This is a genomic window from Aeromicrobium sp. MLTX1, assembly GCF_046452335.1.
GTDB lineage: Bacteria > Actinomycetota > Actinomycetes > Propionibacteriales > Nocardioidaceae > Aeromicrobium.
Map to the genome: position 1 here is coordinate 858,000 of NZ_JBKFDN010000001.1, position 17,040 is coordinate 875,039.

The 17,040-nt window shown below is 72.9% G+C and carries 16 protein-coding genes; 5 read left to right on the forward strand and 11 right to left on the reverse strand.

Annotated elements, in window-relative coordinates:
• Positions 1 to 27 precede the first annotated feature (27 nt).
• Entirely contained in the window at positions 28 to 1,398 is a 1,371-nt protein-coding gene (locus ACK99Q_RS03925; RefSeq protein WP_410184934.1) for a hypothetical protein, read from the forward strand.
• Positions 1,399 to 1,401: 3 nt separating this feature from the next.
• Here the strand turns inward: ACK99Q_RS03925 and ACK99Q_RS03930 are convergent, their stop codons facing one another.
• From ACK99Q_RS03930 to ACK99Q_RS03950, 5 genes are all read right to left on the reverse strand, one after another.
• The gene (locus ACK99Q_RS03930; RefSeq protein ID WP_410184935.1) at positions 1,402 to 2,532 is read right to left on the reverse strand and encodes a MalY/PatB family protein; all 1,131 of its coding nucleotides are present in this window, start codon (positions 2,530 to 2,532) and stop codon (positions 1,402 to 1,404) included.
• A 138-nt stretch (positions 2,533 to 2,670) separates the two neighbouring features.
• A complete protein-coding gene (locus ACK99Q_RS03935; protein ID WP_410184936.1) occupies positions 2,671 to 3,423 on the reverse strand; it encodes a hypothetical protein in 753 nt (250 codons plus the stop codon).
• Positions 3,424 to 3,475: 52 nt separating this feature from the next.
• A complete protein-coding gene (locus ACK99Q_RS03940) occupies positions 3,476 to 4,051 on the reverse strand; it encodes a uridine kinase (RefSeq protein WP_410184937.1) in 576 nt (191 codons plus the stop codon).
• Between the two features lie 244 nt (positions 4,052 to 4,295).
• Positions 4,296 to 4,955 (reverse strand): hypothetical protein, encoded by a 660-nt coding sequence (locus ACK99Q_RS03945; protein ID WP_410184938.1) that lies wholly within the window; start codon positions 4,953 to 4,955, stop codon positions 4,296 to 4,298.
• On the reverse strand, positions 4,952 to 6,133 hold the full coding sequence (locus ACK99Q_RS03950) for a sensor histidine kinase (protein WP_410184939.1): 1,182 nt from the start codon (positions 6,131 to 6,133) through the stop codon (positions 4,952 to 4,954). Before ACK99Q_RS03950 ends, ACK99Q_RS03945 begins: the two co-directional genes overlap by 4 nt.
• 66 nt (positions 6,134 to 6,199) lie before the next feature.
• On the opposite strand from ACK99Q_RS03950, the gene ACK99Q_RS03955 reads away from it, so the two are divergent.
• Positions 6,200 to 7,039 (forward strand): MOSC domain-containing protein, encoded by an 840-nt coding sequence (locus tag ACK99Q_RS03955; protein ID WP_410184940.1) that lies wholly within the window; start codon positions 6,200 to 6,202, stop codon positions 7,037 to 7,039.
• Between the two features lie 127 nt (positions 7,040 to 7,166).
• On the opposite strand, the gene ACK99Q_RS03960 is transcribed toward ACK99Q_RS03955, so the two are convergent.
• From ACK99Q_RS03960 to ACK99Q_RS03975, 4 genes are read right to left on the reverse strand one after another with little or no spacing between them, the layout of a single operon-like run.
• Positions 7,167 to 7,853 (reverse strand): NAD-dependent deacylase, encoded by a 687-nt coding sequence (locus ACK99Q_RS03960; RefSeq protein ID WP_410184941.1) that lies wholly within the window; start codon positions 7,851 to 7,853, stop codon positions 7,167 to 7,169.
• A complete protein-coding gene (locus ACK99Q_RS03965; RefSeq protein WP_410184942.1) occupies positions 7,850 to 8,626 on the reverse strand; it encodes an inositol monophosphatase family protein in 777 nt (258 codons plus the stop codon). Before ACK99Q_RS03965 ends, ACK99Q_RS03960 begins: the two co-directional genes overlap by 4 nt.
• Before the next feature lie 38 nt (positions 8,627 to 8,664).
• A complete protein-coding gene (locus tag ACK99Q_RS03970; RefSeq protein ID WP_410184943.1) occupies positions 8,665 to 9,276 on the reverse strand; it encodes a GyrI-like domain-containing protein in 612 nt (203 codons plus the stop codon).
• A gap of 8 nt (positions 9,277 to 9,284) precedes the next feature.
• Complete coding sequence (locus ACK99Q_RS03975; RefSeq protein ID WP_410184944.1) at positions 9,285 to 10,457, reverse strand: PucR family transcriptional regulator; 1,173 nt, start codon at positions 10,455 to 10,457, stop codon at positions 9,285 to 9,287.
• A gap of 87 nt (positions 10,458 to 10,544) precedes the next feature.
• Between ACK99Q_RS03975 and ACK99Q_RS03980 the strand changes: the two genes are divergently transcribed.
• Together ACK99Q_RS03980 and ACK99Q_RS03985 are read left to right on the forward strand one after the other, a co-directional pair.
• Entirely contained in the window at positions 10,545 to 12,209 is a 1,665-nt protein-coding gene (locus ACK99Q_RS03980; protein ID WP_410184945.1) for an FAD-binding dehydrogenase, read from the forward strand.
• A gap of 157 nt (positions 12,210 to 12,366) precedes the next feature.
• Positions 12,367 to 13,245 (forward strand): SGNH hydrolase domain-containing protein, encoded by an 879-nt coding sequence (locus ACK99Q_RS03985; RefSeq protein WP_410184946.1) that lies wholly within the window; start codon positions 12,367 to 12,369, stop codon positions 13,243 to 13,245.
• Here the strand turns inward: ACK99Q_RS03985 and chrA are convergent.
• Positions 13,240 to 14,436, reverse strand: coding sequence for a chromate efflux transporter (gene chrA / locus ACK99Q_RS03990; RefSeq protein ID WP_410184947.1), 1,197 nt, complete (start codon positions 14,434 to 14,436; stop codon positions 13,240 to 13,242). The genes ACK99Q_RS03985 and chrA overlap by 6 nt on opposite strands.
• A 170-nt stretch (positions 14,437 to 14,606) precedes the next feature.
• Between chrA and ACK99Q_RS03995 the strand changes: the two genes are divergently transcribed.
• Positions 14,607 to 15,416: a cutinase family protein gene (locus tag ACK99Q_RS03995; RefSeq protein ID WP_410184948.1), complete on the forward strand. Its 810-nt coding sequence runs from the start codon at positions 14,607 to 14,609 to the stop codon at positions 15,414 to 15,416.
• Positions 15,417 to 15,435: 19 nt separating this feature from the next.
• Here ACK99Q_RS03995 and dnaB read toward each other — a convergent pair whose 3' ends face one another.
• Complete coding sequence (gene dnaB, locus ACK99Q_RS04000; RefSeq protein WP_410186055.1) at positions 15,436 to 16,773, reverse strand: replicative DNA helicase; 1,338 nt, start codon at positions 16,771 to 16,773, stop codon at positions 15,436 to 15,438.
• Positions 16,774 to 17,040 lie beyond the last annotated feature (267 nt).

The following is a 17,040-nucleotide window of genomic DNA, read 5'->3' on the forward strand; positions in this document are numbered from 1 at the left end:
TCAGACGCGGCGGGTACCGTCGCCCGGGTGCACCCGATCCGCAGAGCCCTCGCCACCGCCGGTGCGGCGGTCCTGCTGACCACTCTCCTGGCCGCGTGCGAGGGCGAGGACGGCCCGCCCGAGGCCGAGCAGGTGACCGCCGCGGAGCCCGACGGACTCACCGCCGCCTCGGCCGACGACGTCGTCGCCGTCTCCCGCTTCCTGCTCGACTCCGCGTCCGCCGTGGTCCTCGTACCCGAGCAGGACCCCGACGCGGCGTTCGCGCGCGCCCGCGACCTCGGCGTTCCGGCGCTGCCCGACACCCAGGAGGGCCGTGCGGAGGCCGAGCGACTCGGCGCCCGCATCCTCGGCCCGGACGAGAAGCCCGGGGACGAGGCCGAGCCCGTACAGCGCTCGGAGGCCGTCACGGTCGCCACCACCCGCAGTCCGTCGCGCGCGTTGGTCGACCTCGTCGCGCTGGGCGACGCGCGGCTCGTCCGGATCGCCTCCGATCCCCGCCGCCACGCCCCGTCGGCGAAGCTGCTCCGGAGCGATCCCGAGGGGCCGCTGCTGACCCTCGGCGCCTCGGGCTACGCCGTCCGCGTGATCCGCGCGAACGCCGAGGCCGTCGGCGGCGGTTGGTTCGCCACTCGCGGCAAGCACCTGCTGGCGATGTACGGCCATCCGTCGGGCCCGGCGCTCGGCGTGCTCGGCGAGCAGGGCACGCAGGCGTCGGTGGCGCGCGTCGAGCGGCTCGTGCGCAAGTACCGCAAGGTCGCCCCGGACGAGCACTTCGTCCCCGCCTTCGAGATCATCACCACCGTCGCGGCCGGCGAGAAGGGCCCGCACGGCGACTACTCCGCCCGCACGTCCGTGAAGGACCTCGAGCCGCTCGTCGACGCCGCCGAGAAGGCCGGCATCGTGGTGATCCTCGACCTCCAGCCCGGGCGCTCCGACTTCCTCTCCCAGGCCAAGGAGTACGAGTCGCTGCTGCGCCGGCCGCACGTGGGCCTCGCCCTCGACCCGGAGTGGAGGCTCGGCCCGAAGGGCAGGCCGCTCCAGCGGATCGGCCACGCGCAGGCACGCGAGATCAACCGCACCTCGGCGTGGCTGGCCGAGCTCACCCGCAAGCACACGCTGCCGCAGAAGGTCTTCGTGCTGCACCAGTTCCAGACCCAGATGATCCGCGACCGCGAGAAGGTCCGCACCGACCATCCCGAGCTCTCCACGGTGATCCACGTCGACGGCCAGGGCAGCCCGGGCGCCAAGTTCGGCACGTGGGGCGTCATCCGCGGCGACGCGCCGGAGAACGTCTCGTGGGGTTGGAAGAACTTCGTCGACGAGGACGAGCCGATGCTCGACGTCGCGCAGACCTGGCGCCGCGTGCGCCCGCACCCGGCGCTCATCACCTACCAGTGACGGTCAGAGCGTCGCGGCGATCCGCTCGAGGATCTGAGCGAGGCGCTCGGGGCTCGTCCCGAAGTTGAGCCGGGCGTACGTCGAGGAGTCCAGCGGCGTGTGCGCCGTGAAGTCGGGCCCGGCCGAGAGCCGCACCCGGCCGCGCTCGAGGATCGCGCCCGCGGGGTCCGCGGCGATCGACGTGCCCGCGAAGTCCAGCCACGCGAGGTAGGTGGCCTCGGCCGGCACGACGCCCACGCCCACCTCGGCGGCCCACGCGGTGATCGTGTCGCGGTTGCGCTGCAGCACCTCCACCAGCTCGGCCAGCCACGGTCCACCCTCCGTCCACGCCGCCACGGCCGCCGCACGCGAGAGGGTGCTGACGCCGCCGAGGTAGGCGAAGGGCAGCGCCGCGAGCGGCTCGCGCACCCGCGCCGGCCCGAGGTGGGCGACGGCGCACTGCAGCCCGGCGAGGTTGAACGCCTTCGACGCCGAGGTCACCGTGACGGTGCGGTCCTCGACGTCGGTGCCGAGCGACGCGAACGGCACGTGCGGCCGGCCGTCGAACGCGAGGTCGGCGTGGATCTCGTCGGCGAGGACCACCAGGTCGAGCTCGGCCGCCGCGTCCGCGAGGGGCCGCAGCTCCTCGGCGTCGAGCATGCGGCCGAGTGGGTTGTGCGGGTTGACCACCACGACCAGCCGGACACGCTCGCGCCGCCAGGTCGCGACGAGCTCGTCGGCGGTGGCGTTGAACGGGATCGGCACGACGCGACGGCCCGAGTCGTGGACGGACTCGAGGAACACCGGGTACGTCGGCACGTGCAGCGCGATCCCGTCGCCGGGCTCCGTGAGCAGGTCGGTCAGCACCTGGAACGCCTGGATGACGTCGGTGAACAGCCGGCCGCGACCACCGGCGGGCGTCCAGCCGTGGCGCTCGGCCATCCGCGTCTCGAAGGCCGCCACGAGCGGGTCGGGCGCCTCGAAGTCGGGGTAGCCGACGTCGCCGCGGGCGAGCTGCTCGTGGACGCGCCGCGTCACCACCTCGGGGACCGCCACGTCCATGTCGGCGACCCACGCGGGGATCACCCCGTGGGTGGTCGTCGTCCACTTCAGGTTGTCGCGGTCGCGCAGCGCCTCGTCAGTCCGGTCAAACACGCCTCGAGTCTGCCGCGCCCGCTCCAACTTTTGTGACGGGATTCGCCCCTGACGGGCGCCGACGGCCGAATCCCGTCACAAAAGTCGGGCAAGGCGTCACAAAAGTCGGGGCCGGGGACGGAAGCGGGCGGGCCGGGCTCAGTCGGCGAGCGCGCGCTGGGACTGCCAGGCCGTCTGGACCACCAGCAGCACGATCGCGACGATCGCGATCACGAGAGCCGGGGTGGACTCACCCGCGACGGCCGCGATGATGCCGATGAGCGCCCACACGACCGCGGCCGCGTAGAAGGGGCTCCGCGGCAGCTGGGCGTTCACGCCGAGGGCGAAGAGCGCGGCGCCCGCGAGCAGCGCGAGCTGCCAGCCGTGCTGGGCGGGCTGCGCGAGGTCGAGCTCGATCACGCCGGTGCCGAGGTTGAGGAACACGGCCGCGCTCACCCAGCCGGCGTAGACGCCCGACGTGGCGCGGGCGAGCCACGTGGTCCACGCGGGGTCGTGCAGGCGGGCGCGGGCGGCCAGGCGGGCCGCGTCGATCGCGACCACGGTCATGAACGCCAGAACGAGGAAGGTGGCCCAGCTGATGCCCGCGGCCGAGACGGCGATCCACACGGCCGCGCCGAGGTACAGCGCGATGAGGTCGCCGAGGAACCGGCGGCTGCCCACCCCGTCGCCCTTCCACAGCGTGACGACGGCGTGCGCCAGGGCGAGCCCGTAGATCAGGCTCCAGATCGAGAAGGCCCAGCCTGCGGGCGTGATGAGCAGGTCGTCGCTGCCGTCGCCGGGCTGCGACACGTCGGCCAGCGCCTGCACGACAGGGGCGGCGATCTGCGCGATGGCCGCCGCGAGCAGTGCCCAGCCGAGGCGTCGGTCGGTGTGCACGTCCGTGGAGGTCATGCCCTCCACGCTAGGCGCGGCCCACCGGCCCCGCATGGCGGCGACGGGCCGGTCAGTCCTTCGGGAACAGCACGTCGGCGACGTCCCGCGGCGCGAAGCGCTCCTCGAAGTCGCGCTCGTTCGGCTCCCAGACCTCGGCCCACACGCGGTCGTGGTCGTTGCCCTCGGCGCGGTCGCGCAGGATGCCCCGCTGGGTCGCGGTCCACAGGTCCAGGTCGCACCAGACGGTCAGGTCCAGCAGCGGCAGGGTGACGGGATGGAAGAGCCCCACGAGGTCGACCACCAGCACCTCGGCGCGCGGGACGGGCTCGGGGTCGGAGAGCCGGCCCAGGTCCCAGTCGTACCGCCGGAACTCCCCCGGCACGCCGTCGCGGAAGGGGCGGAGCACGTCGTCGACGAGCCGCTCGCGCTCGACGCCGTCCCAGTCCGGCGAGCGCCGGTGGACGCGGGCGGGATCGAGGAAGTCGTCACCGCGCAGGCGCACGGCGTCGGGCAGGGCCGAGACCAGGGTGCGGGCGAGCGTGGACTTGCCGGAGCCGCCGTAGCCGGAGATGCCGACCACGATCGGCCGGGCGAGCTCCCGCCGCCGTTGCAGCACGACACGGGCCAGCTCGTCCAGATCGCTCATCGACGTCCAGCCTCACCGGGCCGGGCGGACGGCGCAACCTCGGGCACGCATCGGCCGGGACGTGCAGCGCGCGTCCCGGTCGATGCGTCCCCCCGAGTAGGTCCCTCCCGAAGATTCGGGCGTGCCGCGGAGTGGTCCGACACCATGCAAGGTCCTCCCGACCGGAGCGAGCCCCGGCGTCTCCACAGACCCGGTTCCATCCTCACGGGGTCCCGCCGCGCGCGGAACCCCCGGAACCGGGGGGTCACTCCTCGTCGAGGACGTCTCCCGGGGCCAGGCCCACGGCGCGCTCGATGTCGCCGGGGCTCGTGTGCTGGAGGTAGTCGCGCAGCTTGCGGCAGGCCACGCGGTAGTGCTCGCGCGCCGTGTCCTCGGTGATGTAGAGGGTCGAGGCGATGTCGGCCCAGTGCCGGCCGCGGGCACGTCCCGAGATCACCTGCCGCTGGCGCGTGCTGAGGTCGAGCTTGGCGCCGCGGCGGTCGAGCAGCTCAGTGAGGCCGACGAGCGACTGCGTGACCACGACACGGTCGGCGTGCACGTCCTGCACCGCCTGCATCGTCACGTGGGGCGGGTCGGCCTTGTGGACCACGCCCTGCGCGCCGGCCCGCAGGCACAGCGCCAGCACGATCGGTCGCCGCTCGTCGGTGTAGAGGCAGACCTTGAGGCCCCGCTCGCGCAGCGCCCGGATCGCCGCGCGGCCCTGCTTGGTCGTGGTCGAGGTCGCGCGCTGCGGTCCGCGCAGCAGCAGGTCGAGCACGACGACGTCGCAGTCGACGCCGGAGGCCTCGAAGTCCTCCACGGTCGGGAACGTCGCGACGACGTCGAGGTCGGGGTGCACCGTGGCGAAGCCGCCCCGGATCACGGTGCTGTCGTCGATCACGACCACGCGGATCCGCTCGGTCATCGGGCCTCCTCGTGCACCGGGCCGGTGATGGTCACCGAGGTCCCGCGGCCGGGCGCCGAGCGCAGGTCGACCGAGACGCCGACGTCGCGCAGCGCCTGCCCCACCTGCGTGTCGAGGCCGAAGCCGAGGGGCTGGCTGTCCTGGTCGAAGCCGACGCCGTCGTCGGACACGACGACCTCCCACGTCTCGCCGTCGGTGTCGGCGTGCACGACGACCTGGTGGGCGCGGGCGTGCAGCCGGACGTTGTGCAGGACGGTGGTGACCGCGCGACCGGCGGCGACCCAGACGTCCTCGTCCAGCTCGACGTGGGCGCCGAGGGCGACGGCCGGCTCGAGCGGGAGGTCGTCGAAGCCCTCGAGCGCCGTGGCCAGCATCGCGCCGACCGTGCGCACCGAGGGGTGCACGGGTGCCGACTCGGCGCCGAGGTAGTTGCGCAGCCGCTTCGCCTCGCGGTCGGCCTGGACGCGCAACCCCGGCAGCACCTCGGCGGGCGTGTCCTCGTCGGACAGCAGGCGCAAGATGCTCGAGGCGTCGTGGACGGTGAGCTGGTAGCGCTCCAGCTCCAGCGCGCGGGTCGCCGCGACGGCGTCCTCGCGCGAGCGGTCGGCGTCGCGGGCGAGCGCGCGCAGGTAGTAGGTCAGCAGCGCGACGACCGCGGCGTAGCCGGGGACCGTCAGCGCGTTGCTGAGGTTGGTCTCCCACGAGGTCGTCCCGGCCGCGGAGGTCCAGACGAGGTACCAGCCGCCGAGCGCGAGGCCGTGACCCACGGCCACGGCCGGAGGCATCCAGGCCGCGGCGAGCGCGGCGACGTTGATCGCGAAGCCGGACGCCCACGCCTCCCACGTGCCGACGACGTGCGAGCCCGGCAGCAGCAGGTTCATCGCCGGGATCGCGATCCACGCGAGCAGGACGTCGGGCCAGTGCCACAGCCCCCGGCGGACCGATCCCGTGACGAGGCACTGGGCCATCAGCAGCACCGAGACCGCGATGACGCACAGGGTCAGCGCCCAGTACGCGACCGCGTGCACCGAGATGCTCGCGCCCGACGTGACGCTCAGCAGGATCTGCACCACCACGATCGCGCGCATCGTGGGCGCGACGAGCGCGATGCCCCACTCCGCACGGCGTGCGGAGGACCGCGACGACGCCCGGCTCAGCGCCTCGGATCGACTGCCCACGCCTGCCATCGTCGCAGACCGGCACGGCGCGGCCGTTCACTCCCGTCTCACCCGTAGCCTGTTGCGGTGCGACTGACCTCCCTGCACCGCTACCCGGTGAAGTCCGCGCGGGTCGAGGACCTGGCGACCGCCGACGTCGAGCCGTGGGGCCTGGCCGGCGACCGGCGCTGGATGGTGGTGGACGAGCGCGGCCACTTCATCTCGGCCCGTGAGTCGCACCGGCTGCTGACCGTGCACCCCCGCCTGGACGGGTCCGGACTGCGCCTCAGCGCGCCCGGCGTGGAGTCGATCGAGGTCGCGGCACCCGACCCGGCGCGGCAGGTGCCGGTCACGCTGTGGAAGACCACCTTCACCGCCGCGGAGGCGAGCGACGCGACCGCGTGGCTCAGCGAGCTCCTCGGCGGCGCGGTGCGGCTCGTGCACCTCGACGACCCCACGCGCCGGCCGATCACCGGCTTCGCCCGCCCCGAGGACCGCGTCAGCCTCGCCGACGGCTACCCCCTCCTCGTGACCACCGAGGCGTCGCTGACCGCGCTGAACGAGGCGATCGTCGACGGCGGCGGGGACCCGGTGCCGATGGAGCGCATGCGCCCGAACCTCGTCGTCGACGGCGACCTGTCGTGGATCGAGGACGACTGGCGCGTGCTGCGCGTCGGCGACGCGACGTTCCGAGCGGTGAAGGGCTGCGCGCGCTGCGTCATCACGACCCTCGAGGCCGACCACGCGTCCGGCGCGGTCGCAGGCGGCAAGGAGCCGCTGCGCACCCTCGCCCGCATCCGCCGCTTCGACCGCAAGGCCTGGTTCGGGGTGAACCTCATCCCCGACACCCCCGGCGCCGTCGTCCGCGTGGGCGACGAGGTCGAGGTCCTCGAGGCCGCCCCGCCCGGCGGCGGCCCCCTCCGCTGACCTCCTCCAGTCATCCCCGCCTCCGGCGGGCGAGATGTGTAGCGGTATCCACCCTTTTTCCGGTGGATCGGCCGAGAAAGGGTGCAGAGCGCTACAGATCTGGCGCTCGGAGAGCGACCCCGGCGGCCTACGCGAGCAGGTGGTCGACCCAGCGCGGGACGACCTCCGTGGCCGGGCCCTCGTAGACCGTGTGGAAGTCGCCCTGCGGCGTCGGCACGAGGTTGAGCTCGACCGTCGTGGCGCCGGACGCGTGCGCGTAGTCGACGAAGCCGGCCGCCGGGTAGACGACGCCCGAGGTGCCGATCGCCGCGAAGACGTCCACCTCGCTGAGCGCCTCGTGGATCTCGTCCATGCCGTGCGGGTACTCGCCGAACCAGACGATGTCGGGCCGCAGCGCGCGCCGCCGGTTGCAGGCCGGGCAGCGCGGCTCGTCGGCGAGCGTGCCGGTCCACTCGTGCCGCACGTCGCACTTCAGGCAGCGCACGCGGCGCAGCTCGCCGTGCATGTGCAGCACACGCCGAGAGCCGCCGCGCTCGTGCAGGTCGTCGACGTTCTGGGTCACCAGGAGGAGGTCGTCGCCGAGCGCCTCCTCCAGCCGCGCGAGCGCCTCGTGCGCGGCGTTCGGACGCACCCGGGCGAGCGACGCCCGCCGCTCGTCGTAGAACCGCTGGACGAGCGAGCGGTCGCGCCGGAACGCCTCCGGCGTGGCGACGTCCTCGGGGCGGTGGCCCTCCCACAGGCCGTCGGCGTCGCGGAAGGTGGCGAGCCCGCTCTCGGCGGAGATGCCGGCGCCCGTCAGGACGACGACCTTCATGCCTCGCCTCTCAGGGCGGCGGTCAGCTCGCGCACGGCGGTGGGCGGACCGGCCACCGACCACGCGAGTCCATGGGCGTCGACGCGCTCCGCGGCACCGCCGAGGCCCGCGACGAGTGCCGTGCCGGGCAGCCAGTCCCAGTCGGGCGTCGAGTGCTGGAACCAGCAGCCGAGCCGTCCGGTGGCCACGCCGACGAGGTCCATCGAGCCCGACCCGAGCATCCGGATCGTGGCCGGCAGGGCAGCGGCGCGGGTCCAGGCGTCGTACCCGGGACCGCTGCCGATGAAGGCCGGGTGCGCGTAGGTCGCGGCGCCGAGGCCGGCGAGCGGCGCGTCGGCGATCGGCGCGAGCGGATCGCCGTTGCGCGTCGTGGGAAAACCCGGCCCGCCCACGAGCACGGTGCCCGAGGCGTGGTGCGCGACGGCGCCCAGCAGGACGTCGTCGCCCTCAGCCAGCGCGATCGCCGAGCACCAGTAGTCCGAGCCGGTGGCGAAGTTGTAGGTGCCGTCGACGGGGTCGATCACCCAGCGGCGACCCGACGTGCCCTCGCGCGCCGTCCCCTCCTCGCCCAGCAGCCCGTCGTCGGGCCGGTCGCGGTCGAGCCGCTCCACCACGAGGGCCTCGGCGGCGAGGTCGGCCTCCGTGACGACGTCGGACACGTTGGTCTTGGCGCGGGTCGCGAGATCGCCCGTGTCGCGGATGCGGGCGGCGAGCGCCGCGGCCTCCACGACGAGGTCTCGGGCCAGGGTCACGTCGTCGGGTGTCACGCTCACGCCTCCACCGTAGGAGGTCGACCGAGGCCCGGTCCCCGTCAGGCCTCGGCCACCGGCTGGCGCAGGATCGTGCGGAGTCTCTCGGGCGCCGCGCGGCGCGGATCGCTGAGGTAGATCTCGTGGTGCCGGCCGGTGCGCACGAGCCCGCGTGCCGGGATGACCTCGTCGTGCATCCGCTCCAGCACCGGACCCTCGGCGTCGTACGGACCGAGGTGCAGGGTCTGCACGCAGAGGCCCTCGTCGAGCGTCTCCACTCGCAGCGCGTCGAGCCGCGGCGCGCCCTTGCGCTCCACGGTCGCGAGCGCCGCCTCCAGGTGCGCCTCCTTGATCCAGTCCGGGACGAGGCTCAGCACGGTCCAGTCCCACTGTGACTTGTCGCGCGCGGTGGTGAACGCCGCCATGTCCTCGGCCCACCACAGCGCCTCGAGCGGCGGCACCACGTAGTCGCGCTCGAGCTCCTTCTTGCTGAGGAACTTCAGCGCGTAGGCCATCGGGTAGAGCGTCGCCAGCGAGGCCTCGTACTCGGCGGCCACGTTGGGGTCGCCGTGGCCGTCGATCATCAGGTAGCGCAGTGGCGGCACGGTGACGAGCTCGAACTCGCCGTGCCGCGCGGCGTACGTGGGCACCTGCCTCTTGAGGTCGACCTTCATCCGCCCTCCTACGCGCCGGCGCCCGCCGCCATCAGCGCGGTCTGGAAAACGTAGCGGTTCCACGGGTCACGCGGATCGCGTCCGGTCGCGTCGGCGAGGCGGCGGAGCCGGTAGCGCACGGTCTGCGGGTGCAGGTGCAGTCGCGCCGCGGCCGGGGCGGCGCCGCCGGACTGCAGCACCGCGTCGAGCGTGGCCAGCGCGTCCGCGTCGGTGGCCACCGAGCCCAGCACCGTGGCGGCGACGCGCGCCGGGTCGGCGTCGGCGTGACCGGCCGCGAGCGCGATGACCTCGAGGTCGCCGTCGTCGAGCACCGGCCGCGTCCAGGCGAACTCGGGCGCGTGCGAGACGGCGTGCAGGGCGAGGCGGTGCGCCCGCGGCGCGAGGCGCGGGGAGACGCCGCGCTGGTGGGCGGCACGCAGGCCGTGGCGATCCAGCACCGCGCGCAGGTCGGCGTCGTCGGCGTGCGCCAGCAGGACGACGCCGACCCCGTCCATCACGGTGTGGATCGAGGAGACGAGTGGCCCGTCGGCCTGCTCGCGCACACCCGCGATCGCGGCGGCCGCCTCGGCGGCGTCGAGGCCGCCGGGCCGGACGACCACGAGGTCGAAGGTGGGCGGCAGCTGGGCCTCGAGCTCGCGCAGCCGTCCCGCGAGCGTGCCGGCGTGGCTCTGCCGACCGAGCAGCAGGTCGGACAGCAGCTGACGCAGCGAGCTCTCGCGGTCGGCGCCGAGCACCCGACCCGTGGCCTCGTACCCGTCGTAGATCGCCTCGGACAGCTCGTCGAGGACGGCGAACCAGACCCGCACGAGCGAGGTGACGTCGTCGATCGACACGTCGTCACGGAAGTGGTCGGAGACCTGGTCGAGGAAGACCGTGGCGGCCACGCGGTAGGCCCGCAGCACGGCCGACAGCGGGCGACCGTCGCGCGCGCGGACGGCGCCGACGCCACGGAAGAGGCGGATGTCCTCCTCGGTGAGCGAGCCCTCCTCGGCCCACAGGTCCAGCACCCGGCGCAGGGTCCACACGATGATCGAGCGGACCTCCTGCAGCTGCCGCTCGTCGAGTGTCGCGTACGCCGGGATCTCGCGGGAGATCGTGGCCAGGAAGGTCTCGGCGAGCGGGCCCTCTTCCTCCATGAGGACGGTCGCGATCGCGCGGCGCCGGTCGGTGGACGGTGGCATGGTCTCCTCGCAGGTCCTGACAACGTTCGTTGTCATGTGGGCACAAAGGTACTGGTCTCGCGGCGATCCGTCGGCGACCGTGTTCCCATGTCCTTCACGCCCGATGTCATCGTCGTCGGCGCCGGCCTCGCCGGTCTCGTCGCCACCCACGAGCTCGCCCAGGCGGGCAAGCGCGTCCTCGTGGTCGAGCAGGAGAACCGCAAGAACCTCGGCGGCCAGGCGTTCTGGTCGCTCGGCGGGCTGTTCTTCGTCGACAGCCCCGAGCAGCGCCGCACGGGCATCAAGGACTCCCCCGAGCTGGCGATCCAGGACTGGCTCGGCTCGGCCGGGTTCGACCGCCTCGACGACGAGGACGTCTGGGGCCGCCGCTGGGCCGAGGCCTACGTGGCCTGGGCCGCGGGCGGCAAGCGCGAGTACCTGCGCGAGCTCGGCCACCGCGTCATGCCGATGGTGGGCTGGGCCGAGCGCGGCGACGGCTCCGCCACCGGCCACGGCAACTCCGTGCCGCGCTTCCACATCACGTGGGGCACCGGGCCACGCCTGGTCGAGACCTTCGCCGACCCCGTGCTCCAGGCCGAGACCGGCGGGCTCGTGCAATTCGCGTTCCGCCACCAGGTCGACGAGCTCGTCGTCGAGGACGGCGCGGTCGTGGGCATCCGCGGCTCGGTCCTCGAGCCCGACGAGTCCGAGCGCGGCGTGAGGTCCTCGCGCACCGTCGTGGGCGAGTTCGAGCACCGCGCCGGTGCGGTCGTCGTCACCTCGGGCGGCATCGGCCACAACCACGACCTCATGCGCGCCAACTGGCCCACCGAGCGCATCGGCGCCGCGCCCGACCACCTCATCTCGGGCGTGCCCGCGCACGTCGACGGCCGCATGCTGCAGATCTCCGAGCAGGCCGGCGGCCGCATCGTGAACCGCGACCGGCTGTGGTCGTACACCGAGGGCATCACCAACTGGGACCCGATCTGGCCCGACCACGGCATCCGGATCCTGCCCGGTCCGTCGTCGATGTGGTTCGACGCGAACGGCCGGCGCCTGCAGGGCATGTCCGGCGTCCCCGGCGCCGACACGAACGGCGCGATGAAGCAGATCGTCGCGACCGGCCACGACTACTCGTGGTTCGTCCTGACGCAGTCGATCATCGAGAAGGAGTTCGCCCTGTCGGGCTCGGAGCAGAACCCCGACATGACGGGCCGCGACATCAAGTTCCTGCTCAAGAGCCGGCTCGCGAAGGGCGCCCCCGGCCCCGTCGAGAAGTTCAAGCAGCACGGCGTCGACTTCGTGGTGGCGTCGTCGCTCGACGACCTCGTCGTGGGGATGAACGAGATCGCCCGCGGGCCGAAGCTCGACCCCACGCTCTTCGAGCGGCAGATCGTGGCGCGCGACCGCGAGTTCGACAACCCGTTCACCAAGGACGTGCAGGTCATGGCGATCCACAACGCGCGCCGCTCGCGGATGGACAAGATCGTGCGCGTGGCCAAGCCGCACCGGATCCTCGACCCGACGAAGGGCCCGCTCATCGCCGTGCGGCTCAACATCCTGTCGCGCAAGACCCTCGGCGGCCTCCAGACGAACCTCGACTCGCAGGTCATCGGCCAGGACGGCGCCCCCGTCCCCGGGCTGTACGCGGCGGGCGAGGTCGCGGGCTTCGGCGGCGGCGGCGTGCACGGCTACAACGCGCTCGAGGGCACGTTCCTGGGCGGCTGCATCTTCTCCGGCCGCGCGGCCGGGCGCGCGCTCGCCCGCTCCTGACCCTCCGCGTCTTCCGGGTTCCCCAGACCAGATGTGTAGCGGTATCCACTGAATTCCGGCCGTTCCGGAGACGAGAGGGTGGATACCGCTACACATCTTGCGTCGCGGAGCGGCGGCCGCGGGCCCGGGGCGTGTCACCCTGAGGACGGGAGGTCCCATGCGCGCTCGGTTCGTCGTCGTCCTCGCCCTCGCGGCGCTGGTGCTCGGCGCCGCGCCGGCCGTCGCCGAGGACGCCCCGCGCCTGTCGAGCATCGCCGCGGCCGAGCGCGACATCGCTCCCGGCACCCGGGCCTGCTTCTCGGGCGCGGAGTCGGGCGAGACGCGGGCGCTCCCCTGCCACTACGGCCGGAAGGGCCCGCGCCTGCTGCTGATCGGCGACTCCCACATGCGCGCGATCTCGCCGGCGTTCCGGCGCCTGGCCGAGGCCGGCACGATCCGCGTCACCCTCCTCATCCGGTCACGGTGCGGGTGGTCGTCGCGGCCGATCAAGAACCTCAAGGCCTGGGTTCGCGACGACTGCCAGACGTGGCGCGCGAACGTGACCCGCTACATCCGGCGCCAGAAGAACCTCAGCGCGATCGTCACGCACCACCGCGCCTCGACGATGCCCGGCACCCGGGCCCGGCGCGGGCCGGACACGGTCAGGTCGTGGAGGGTCGCGCTGAATCGGCGCATCCCGGTGATCGCGGTGTCCGACTCCCCGAACTGGGTCCTCTCGCATCCCTCGCCCACGCAGTGCCTGCGCAAGAACTCCGCCCCTCGCGAGTGGCGCCGGTGCTCGGCCGAGGTCGGCGACGTCATGTGGTTCGACTGGACCGTGCCGTCGGTGAAGCTCGCGCGGAAGAAGTACGGCCCGCGCGCCGCGCTCCGGATCTCGATGAAGGAGACCTTCTGCCCGAAGCGCCGCTGCCGGGTGGTCACGCCGCGCGGTCAGATCATGTTCCGCGACCACCAGCACCTCACCGCGACCTACACGCGCTCGCTGGCGCCCCTGTTCGAGCGGAGGCTGCGCAGCCTTGGCGTGCTGCCGTCATAGGAACAGCTGCCCGAGGACCCCGGCCGCCACGACCGCGAGCCAGATCGGGACCCGGCCCCACCACTGCGAGGCGAACACCGCCACGGCCACCGCGAGCGTGCCCCACGAGATGATCCCCTGCGTGATCACCGGGTCGTAGAGCGCGGCGGCGAGGATGCCGACGACGGCCGCGTTGACGCCCATCACCACGCGCCGCGCGGTGGGAGCCTGGCGCAGCCGGTCCCAGAACGGCAGCACGCCCACGACGAGCAGGCCCGCCGGCAGGAAGACCGCCACCAGCGCGATCGACGCGCCCAGCACACCGCTCGGACCGGACTCCATGCTGGCGCCGAGGTAGGCCGAGAAGGTGAACAGCGGACCGGGCACCGCCTGCGCCGCGCCGTACCCGGCGAGGAACGTGTCGGCGTCGACGAGTCCGGCCTGCACGGTCTGCGCCTCCAGCAGCGGTAGGACCACGTGGCCGCCGCCGAAGACCAGCGCACCCGTCCGGTAGAAGATGTCGGCCAGCCGCAGGGTCGGGTCGTTCGTCACCGCGACGAGGATCGGCAGCGACACCAGCAGCACCGTGAACAGGACGAGCGCGACGATGCCGCCGCGGTGTGAGACGCGAGCGAGGTCGCGCACCGTCGCGGGCTGGTCGGCCCGCAGCCAGAGCCAGCCGATGAGGCCGCCCAGCACGATCACGCCGACCTGCGCCACCGGGCTCGCGACGACGAGCAGGACCGCGGCGCCCACCGCCGCGATCACGAGGCGCTTGAGGTCGGGCGTCAGCGTGCGCGCCATCTGGATCACGGCCTGCGCGACCACCGCGACCGCGGCCGCCTTGACGCCGTGCAGCCAGCCCGCGTCCGCGACGTCGCCGAACGCCGCGACCCCGTACGCGAACGCCACCAGCAGGATCGCCGAGGGCAGCGTGAAGGCGACCCACGCGGCGAGCAGGCCACCGGGTCCCGCGCGCCGCAGGCCGATCACCATCCCGACCTGGCTCGACCCGGGACCGGGGAGGAACTGGCACAGGGCGACGAGGTCGGCGTAGGCCTCGTCGGTCAGCCAGCGGCGGCGCTCGACGAACGCCTCGCGGAAGTACGCCAGGTGCGCCACCGGCCCGCCGAACGAGGTCAGCCCCAGGCGCAGGAACACCCAGAACACCTCGGCGACCGAGCCACCGCGCGCCGTCCCCGTTCCGGTCATCGCGACCATCATGACCCGTCGCCGCGCACGACCGCCCGCCGAGGGAGGGCTGCCACGTGCCGGACCCTCTTTCAGCCCCCGTTTGCGGGGGTATCCGCCGGATCGGCCCGGCCCGATCGTGGGGTCATCGGGTCCTCGACGACGCGGGCCCTCGGCGGAAGGACCCCACCATGACCACCTCCCGAACCCTGCGCGGCGGCGCCATCGCCGGCGCGACGGCCGTGCTCGGCCTGACGATGCTCGCCGCCCCACCGAGCCAGGCCTCGGCCTCGACCTCCCTGTGCTCGAACGTCATCACGGTCGTCGTCCGCGGCAGCGACGAGGCCGCCGGCACCACCAACACGGCCACCACCAGCACCGCGCTGTACGCCTACCGCACCGGCATGGGCCGGCCCGGCCCCGTGGCGGGCGACCTCCAGACGGTCAGCAAGAAGACCGTGTACATCTCCGGACTGAAGTACGCGGCGTCCATCGGCTGGGCCGGACTGGCATACAACAACAGCCGGCACGGTGGCATCGTCGCCCTGCAGAAGTCGCTCAACTACCTCGCCACGAAGTGCCCGAACTCCAAGACCGCGCTGATCGGGTTCTCGCAGGGCGCGCACGTCATCGGCGACGCCCTCTCCGCCAGCAGCGGGGTCCGCCCGAACGCCACCGCACGCGGGAAGATCGCCGCCGTCGTGCTCTACGGCGACCCGATGTACAACCCCACCGAGCCGTTCGTCGCCACGAAGGGGCTCACGAAGTTCGGCATGCTCGGCACGCGGGCGACGGGCGACCTGAAGGCCTTCGAGGGTCGTCTGCGGTCGTACTGCTACTCCGGCGACCCGGCCTGCCAGGGCTCGTCCAAGCGCGGCGGCCAGAACCTGCTCGCCCTCGACAACAACCCGACGGGCCTGACGATCCACCGCTCGTACTTCACCGCGCGCTCCACGCCGCGCGTCGGAGGGGTCAACTTCATCGCCGGCAAGACCGGCTGAGCCGCAGGCGGCTCGGGGGTCAGGCGAAGTCGGCCCCCGAGGCGCCGCCGGAGGCGCTCTCGGGCTCGCGCGCCATCGGCGTGAAGCGCGAGTAGTGGCCCTGGAACGAGACGGCCACCTTGTTGACCGGGCCCGAGCGGTTCTTGGCCACGATGATGTCGGCCTCGCCGGGGCGCTCGGACTCGCCCGCGCCGTGGGCGTCGGGGCGGTTGAGCAGCAGCACGATGTCGGCGTCCTGCTCGATCGAGCCGGACTCACGCAGGTCGGAGATCTGCGGCGTCTTGTCGGTGCGCTGCTCCGAGCCTCGGTTCAGCTGGCTGATCGCGACGACCGGGACGCCGAGCTCCTTCGCGAGCAGCTTGATCTGACGGGAGAACTCCGAGACCTCGACCTGACGGTTCTCGACCTTCTTGCCCGAGGTCATCAGCTGCAGGTAGTCGAGCACGACGAAGTCGAGGCCGTGCTGCTTCTTGATGCGGCGGGCCTTCGAGCGGATCTCGGGCATCGTCATGTTGGGGCTGTCGTCGATGACGATCGGAGCGGCCTGCACCATGGCCATCGCCCGGCCGATCGCGTCCCAGTCACGGCTGGACATCGAGCCGGCGCGCATGTGGTGGATCGCCACCTTCGCCTCGGCCGAGAGCAGTCGCATCGCGATCTCCGAGCCCGTCATCTCCAGGCTGAAGATCGCCGAGGTCATGCCCTGGCGGATCGAGGCGTTGCGGACGAAGTCGAGCCCGAGCGTGGACTTGCCGACACCGGGTCGGGCCGCGACGACGATCATCTGGCCCGGCTTGAAGCCCGTGGTGAGACGGTCGAGGTCGGGGAAGCCCGACATGACGCCGTGCACCTCGCCCGAGCGCGTCTCGAGCTCCTCCAGCTCGTCGATCGTGGAGGACATGAGGTCGGACAGGACGTTGTAGTCCTCGCCCGACTTGGTGCCGTCGACGTCGAGGACGGCCTTCTGGGCGCGGTCGACGATGTCCTGGATCTCGCCGGTGCCCGCCTGGCCGAGCTGGGCGACCTGCTGGCCGACCTCGACGAGGCGACGCAGCACGGCCTTCTCGTGGACGATCTCGGCGTAGTAGTCGACGTTGGCCGCGATCGGCACGCCCTGGACGAGGTCGTGCAGGTAGGCGGCGCCGCCGATGCGACCGATCTCGCCGCGGCGCGTGAGCTCGGCCGCGACGGTGATCGCGTCGGCCGGCTCGCCGCGACCGGACAGGTCGGTGATGACGTCGAAGATCAGCTCGTGGGCGGGGCGGTAGAAGTCGCGGCTCTCGAGCAGGTCGGTGGCCGGGTCGATCGCGTTCTTCGACAGCAGCATCGCGCCGAGGACGCTCTGCTCGGCCGCCATGTCCTGGGGCGGAACGTAGCCCGACGCCGCGGAGTCCGAAGGTCGCTCGGACTCGTACAGATCGGTAACGCTCACGGCACTCCTCGACGTGATCGGCAGCTGGATTGGAGGCTACGCAGTCCCACCGACAGTCCTGCCGATCACCGGCTCCCCCCGGCGCGGGACATCCACCTCGGGTGACCTTACGGGCCGGTAGGACCAGGGTCGAGACAGCAGTGCACAAGGGATGTGAAGAACTCCGGCAAACCTGTGGAAAACGCCGGTGAT

What these genes read in the sequence shown, in the direction of transcription:
- ACK99Q_RS03935 (WP_410184936.1), bottom strand. Translation starts at nt 3,423, where the DNA reads ATGACCTCCACGGACGTGCACACCGACCGACGCCTCGGCTGGGCACTG.
- ACK99Q_RS03940 (WP_410184937.1), bottom strand. Translation starts at nt 4,051, where the DNA reads ATGAGCGATCTGGACGAGCTGGCCCGTGTCGTGCTGCAACGGCGGCGG.
- ACK99Q_RS03945 (WP_410184938.1), bottom strand. Translation starts at nt 4,955, where the DNA reads ATGACCGAGCGGATCCGCGTGGTCGTGATCGACGACAGCACCGTGATC.
- ACK99Q_RS03960 (WP_410184941.1), bottom strand. Translation starts at nt 7,853, where the DNA reads ATGAAGGTCGTCGTCCTGACGGGCGCCGGCATCTCCGCCGAGAGCGGG.
- ACK99Q_RS03970 (WP_410184943.1), bottom strand. Translation starts at nt 9,276, where the DNA reads ATGAAGGTCGACCTCAAGAGGCAGGTGCCCACGTACGCCGCGCGGCAC.
- ACK99Q_RS03975 (WP_410184944.1), bottom strand. Translation starts at nt 10,457, where the DNA reads ATGCCACCGTCCACCGACCGGCGCCGCGCGATCGCGACCGTCCTCATG.
- ACK99Q_RS03980 (WP_410184945.1), top strand. Translation starts at nt 10,545, where the DNA reads ATGTCCTTCACGCCCGATGTCATCGTCGTCGGCGCCGGCCTCGCCGGT.
- ACK99Q_RS03985 (WP_410184946.1), top strand. Translation starts at nt 12,367, where the DNA reads ATGCGCGCTCGGTTCGTCGTCGTCCTCGCCCTCGCGGCGCTGGTGCTC.
- chrA (WP_410184947.1), bottom strand. Translation starts at nt 14,436, where the DNA reads ATGACCGGAACGGGGACGGCGCGCGGTGGCTCGGTCGCCGAGGTGTTC.
- ACK99Q_RS03995 (WP_410184948.1), top strand. Translation starts at nt 14,607, where the DNA reads ATGACCACCTCCCGAACCCTGCGCGGCGGCGCCATCGCCGGCGCGACG.
- dnaB (WP_410186055.1), bottom strand. Translation starts at nt 16,773, where the DNA reads ATGGCGGCCGAGCAGAGCGTCCTCGGCGCGATGCTGCTGTCGAAGAAC.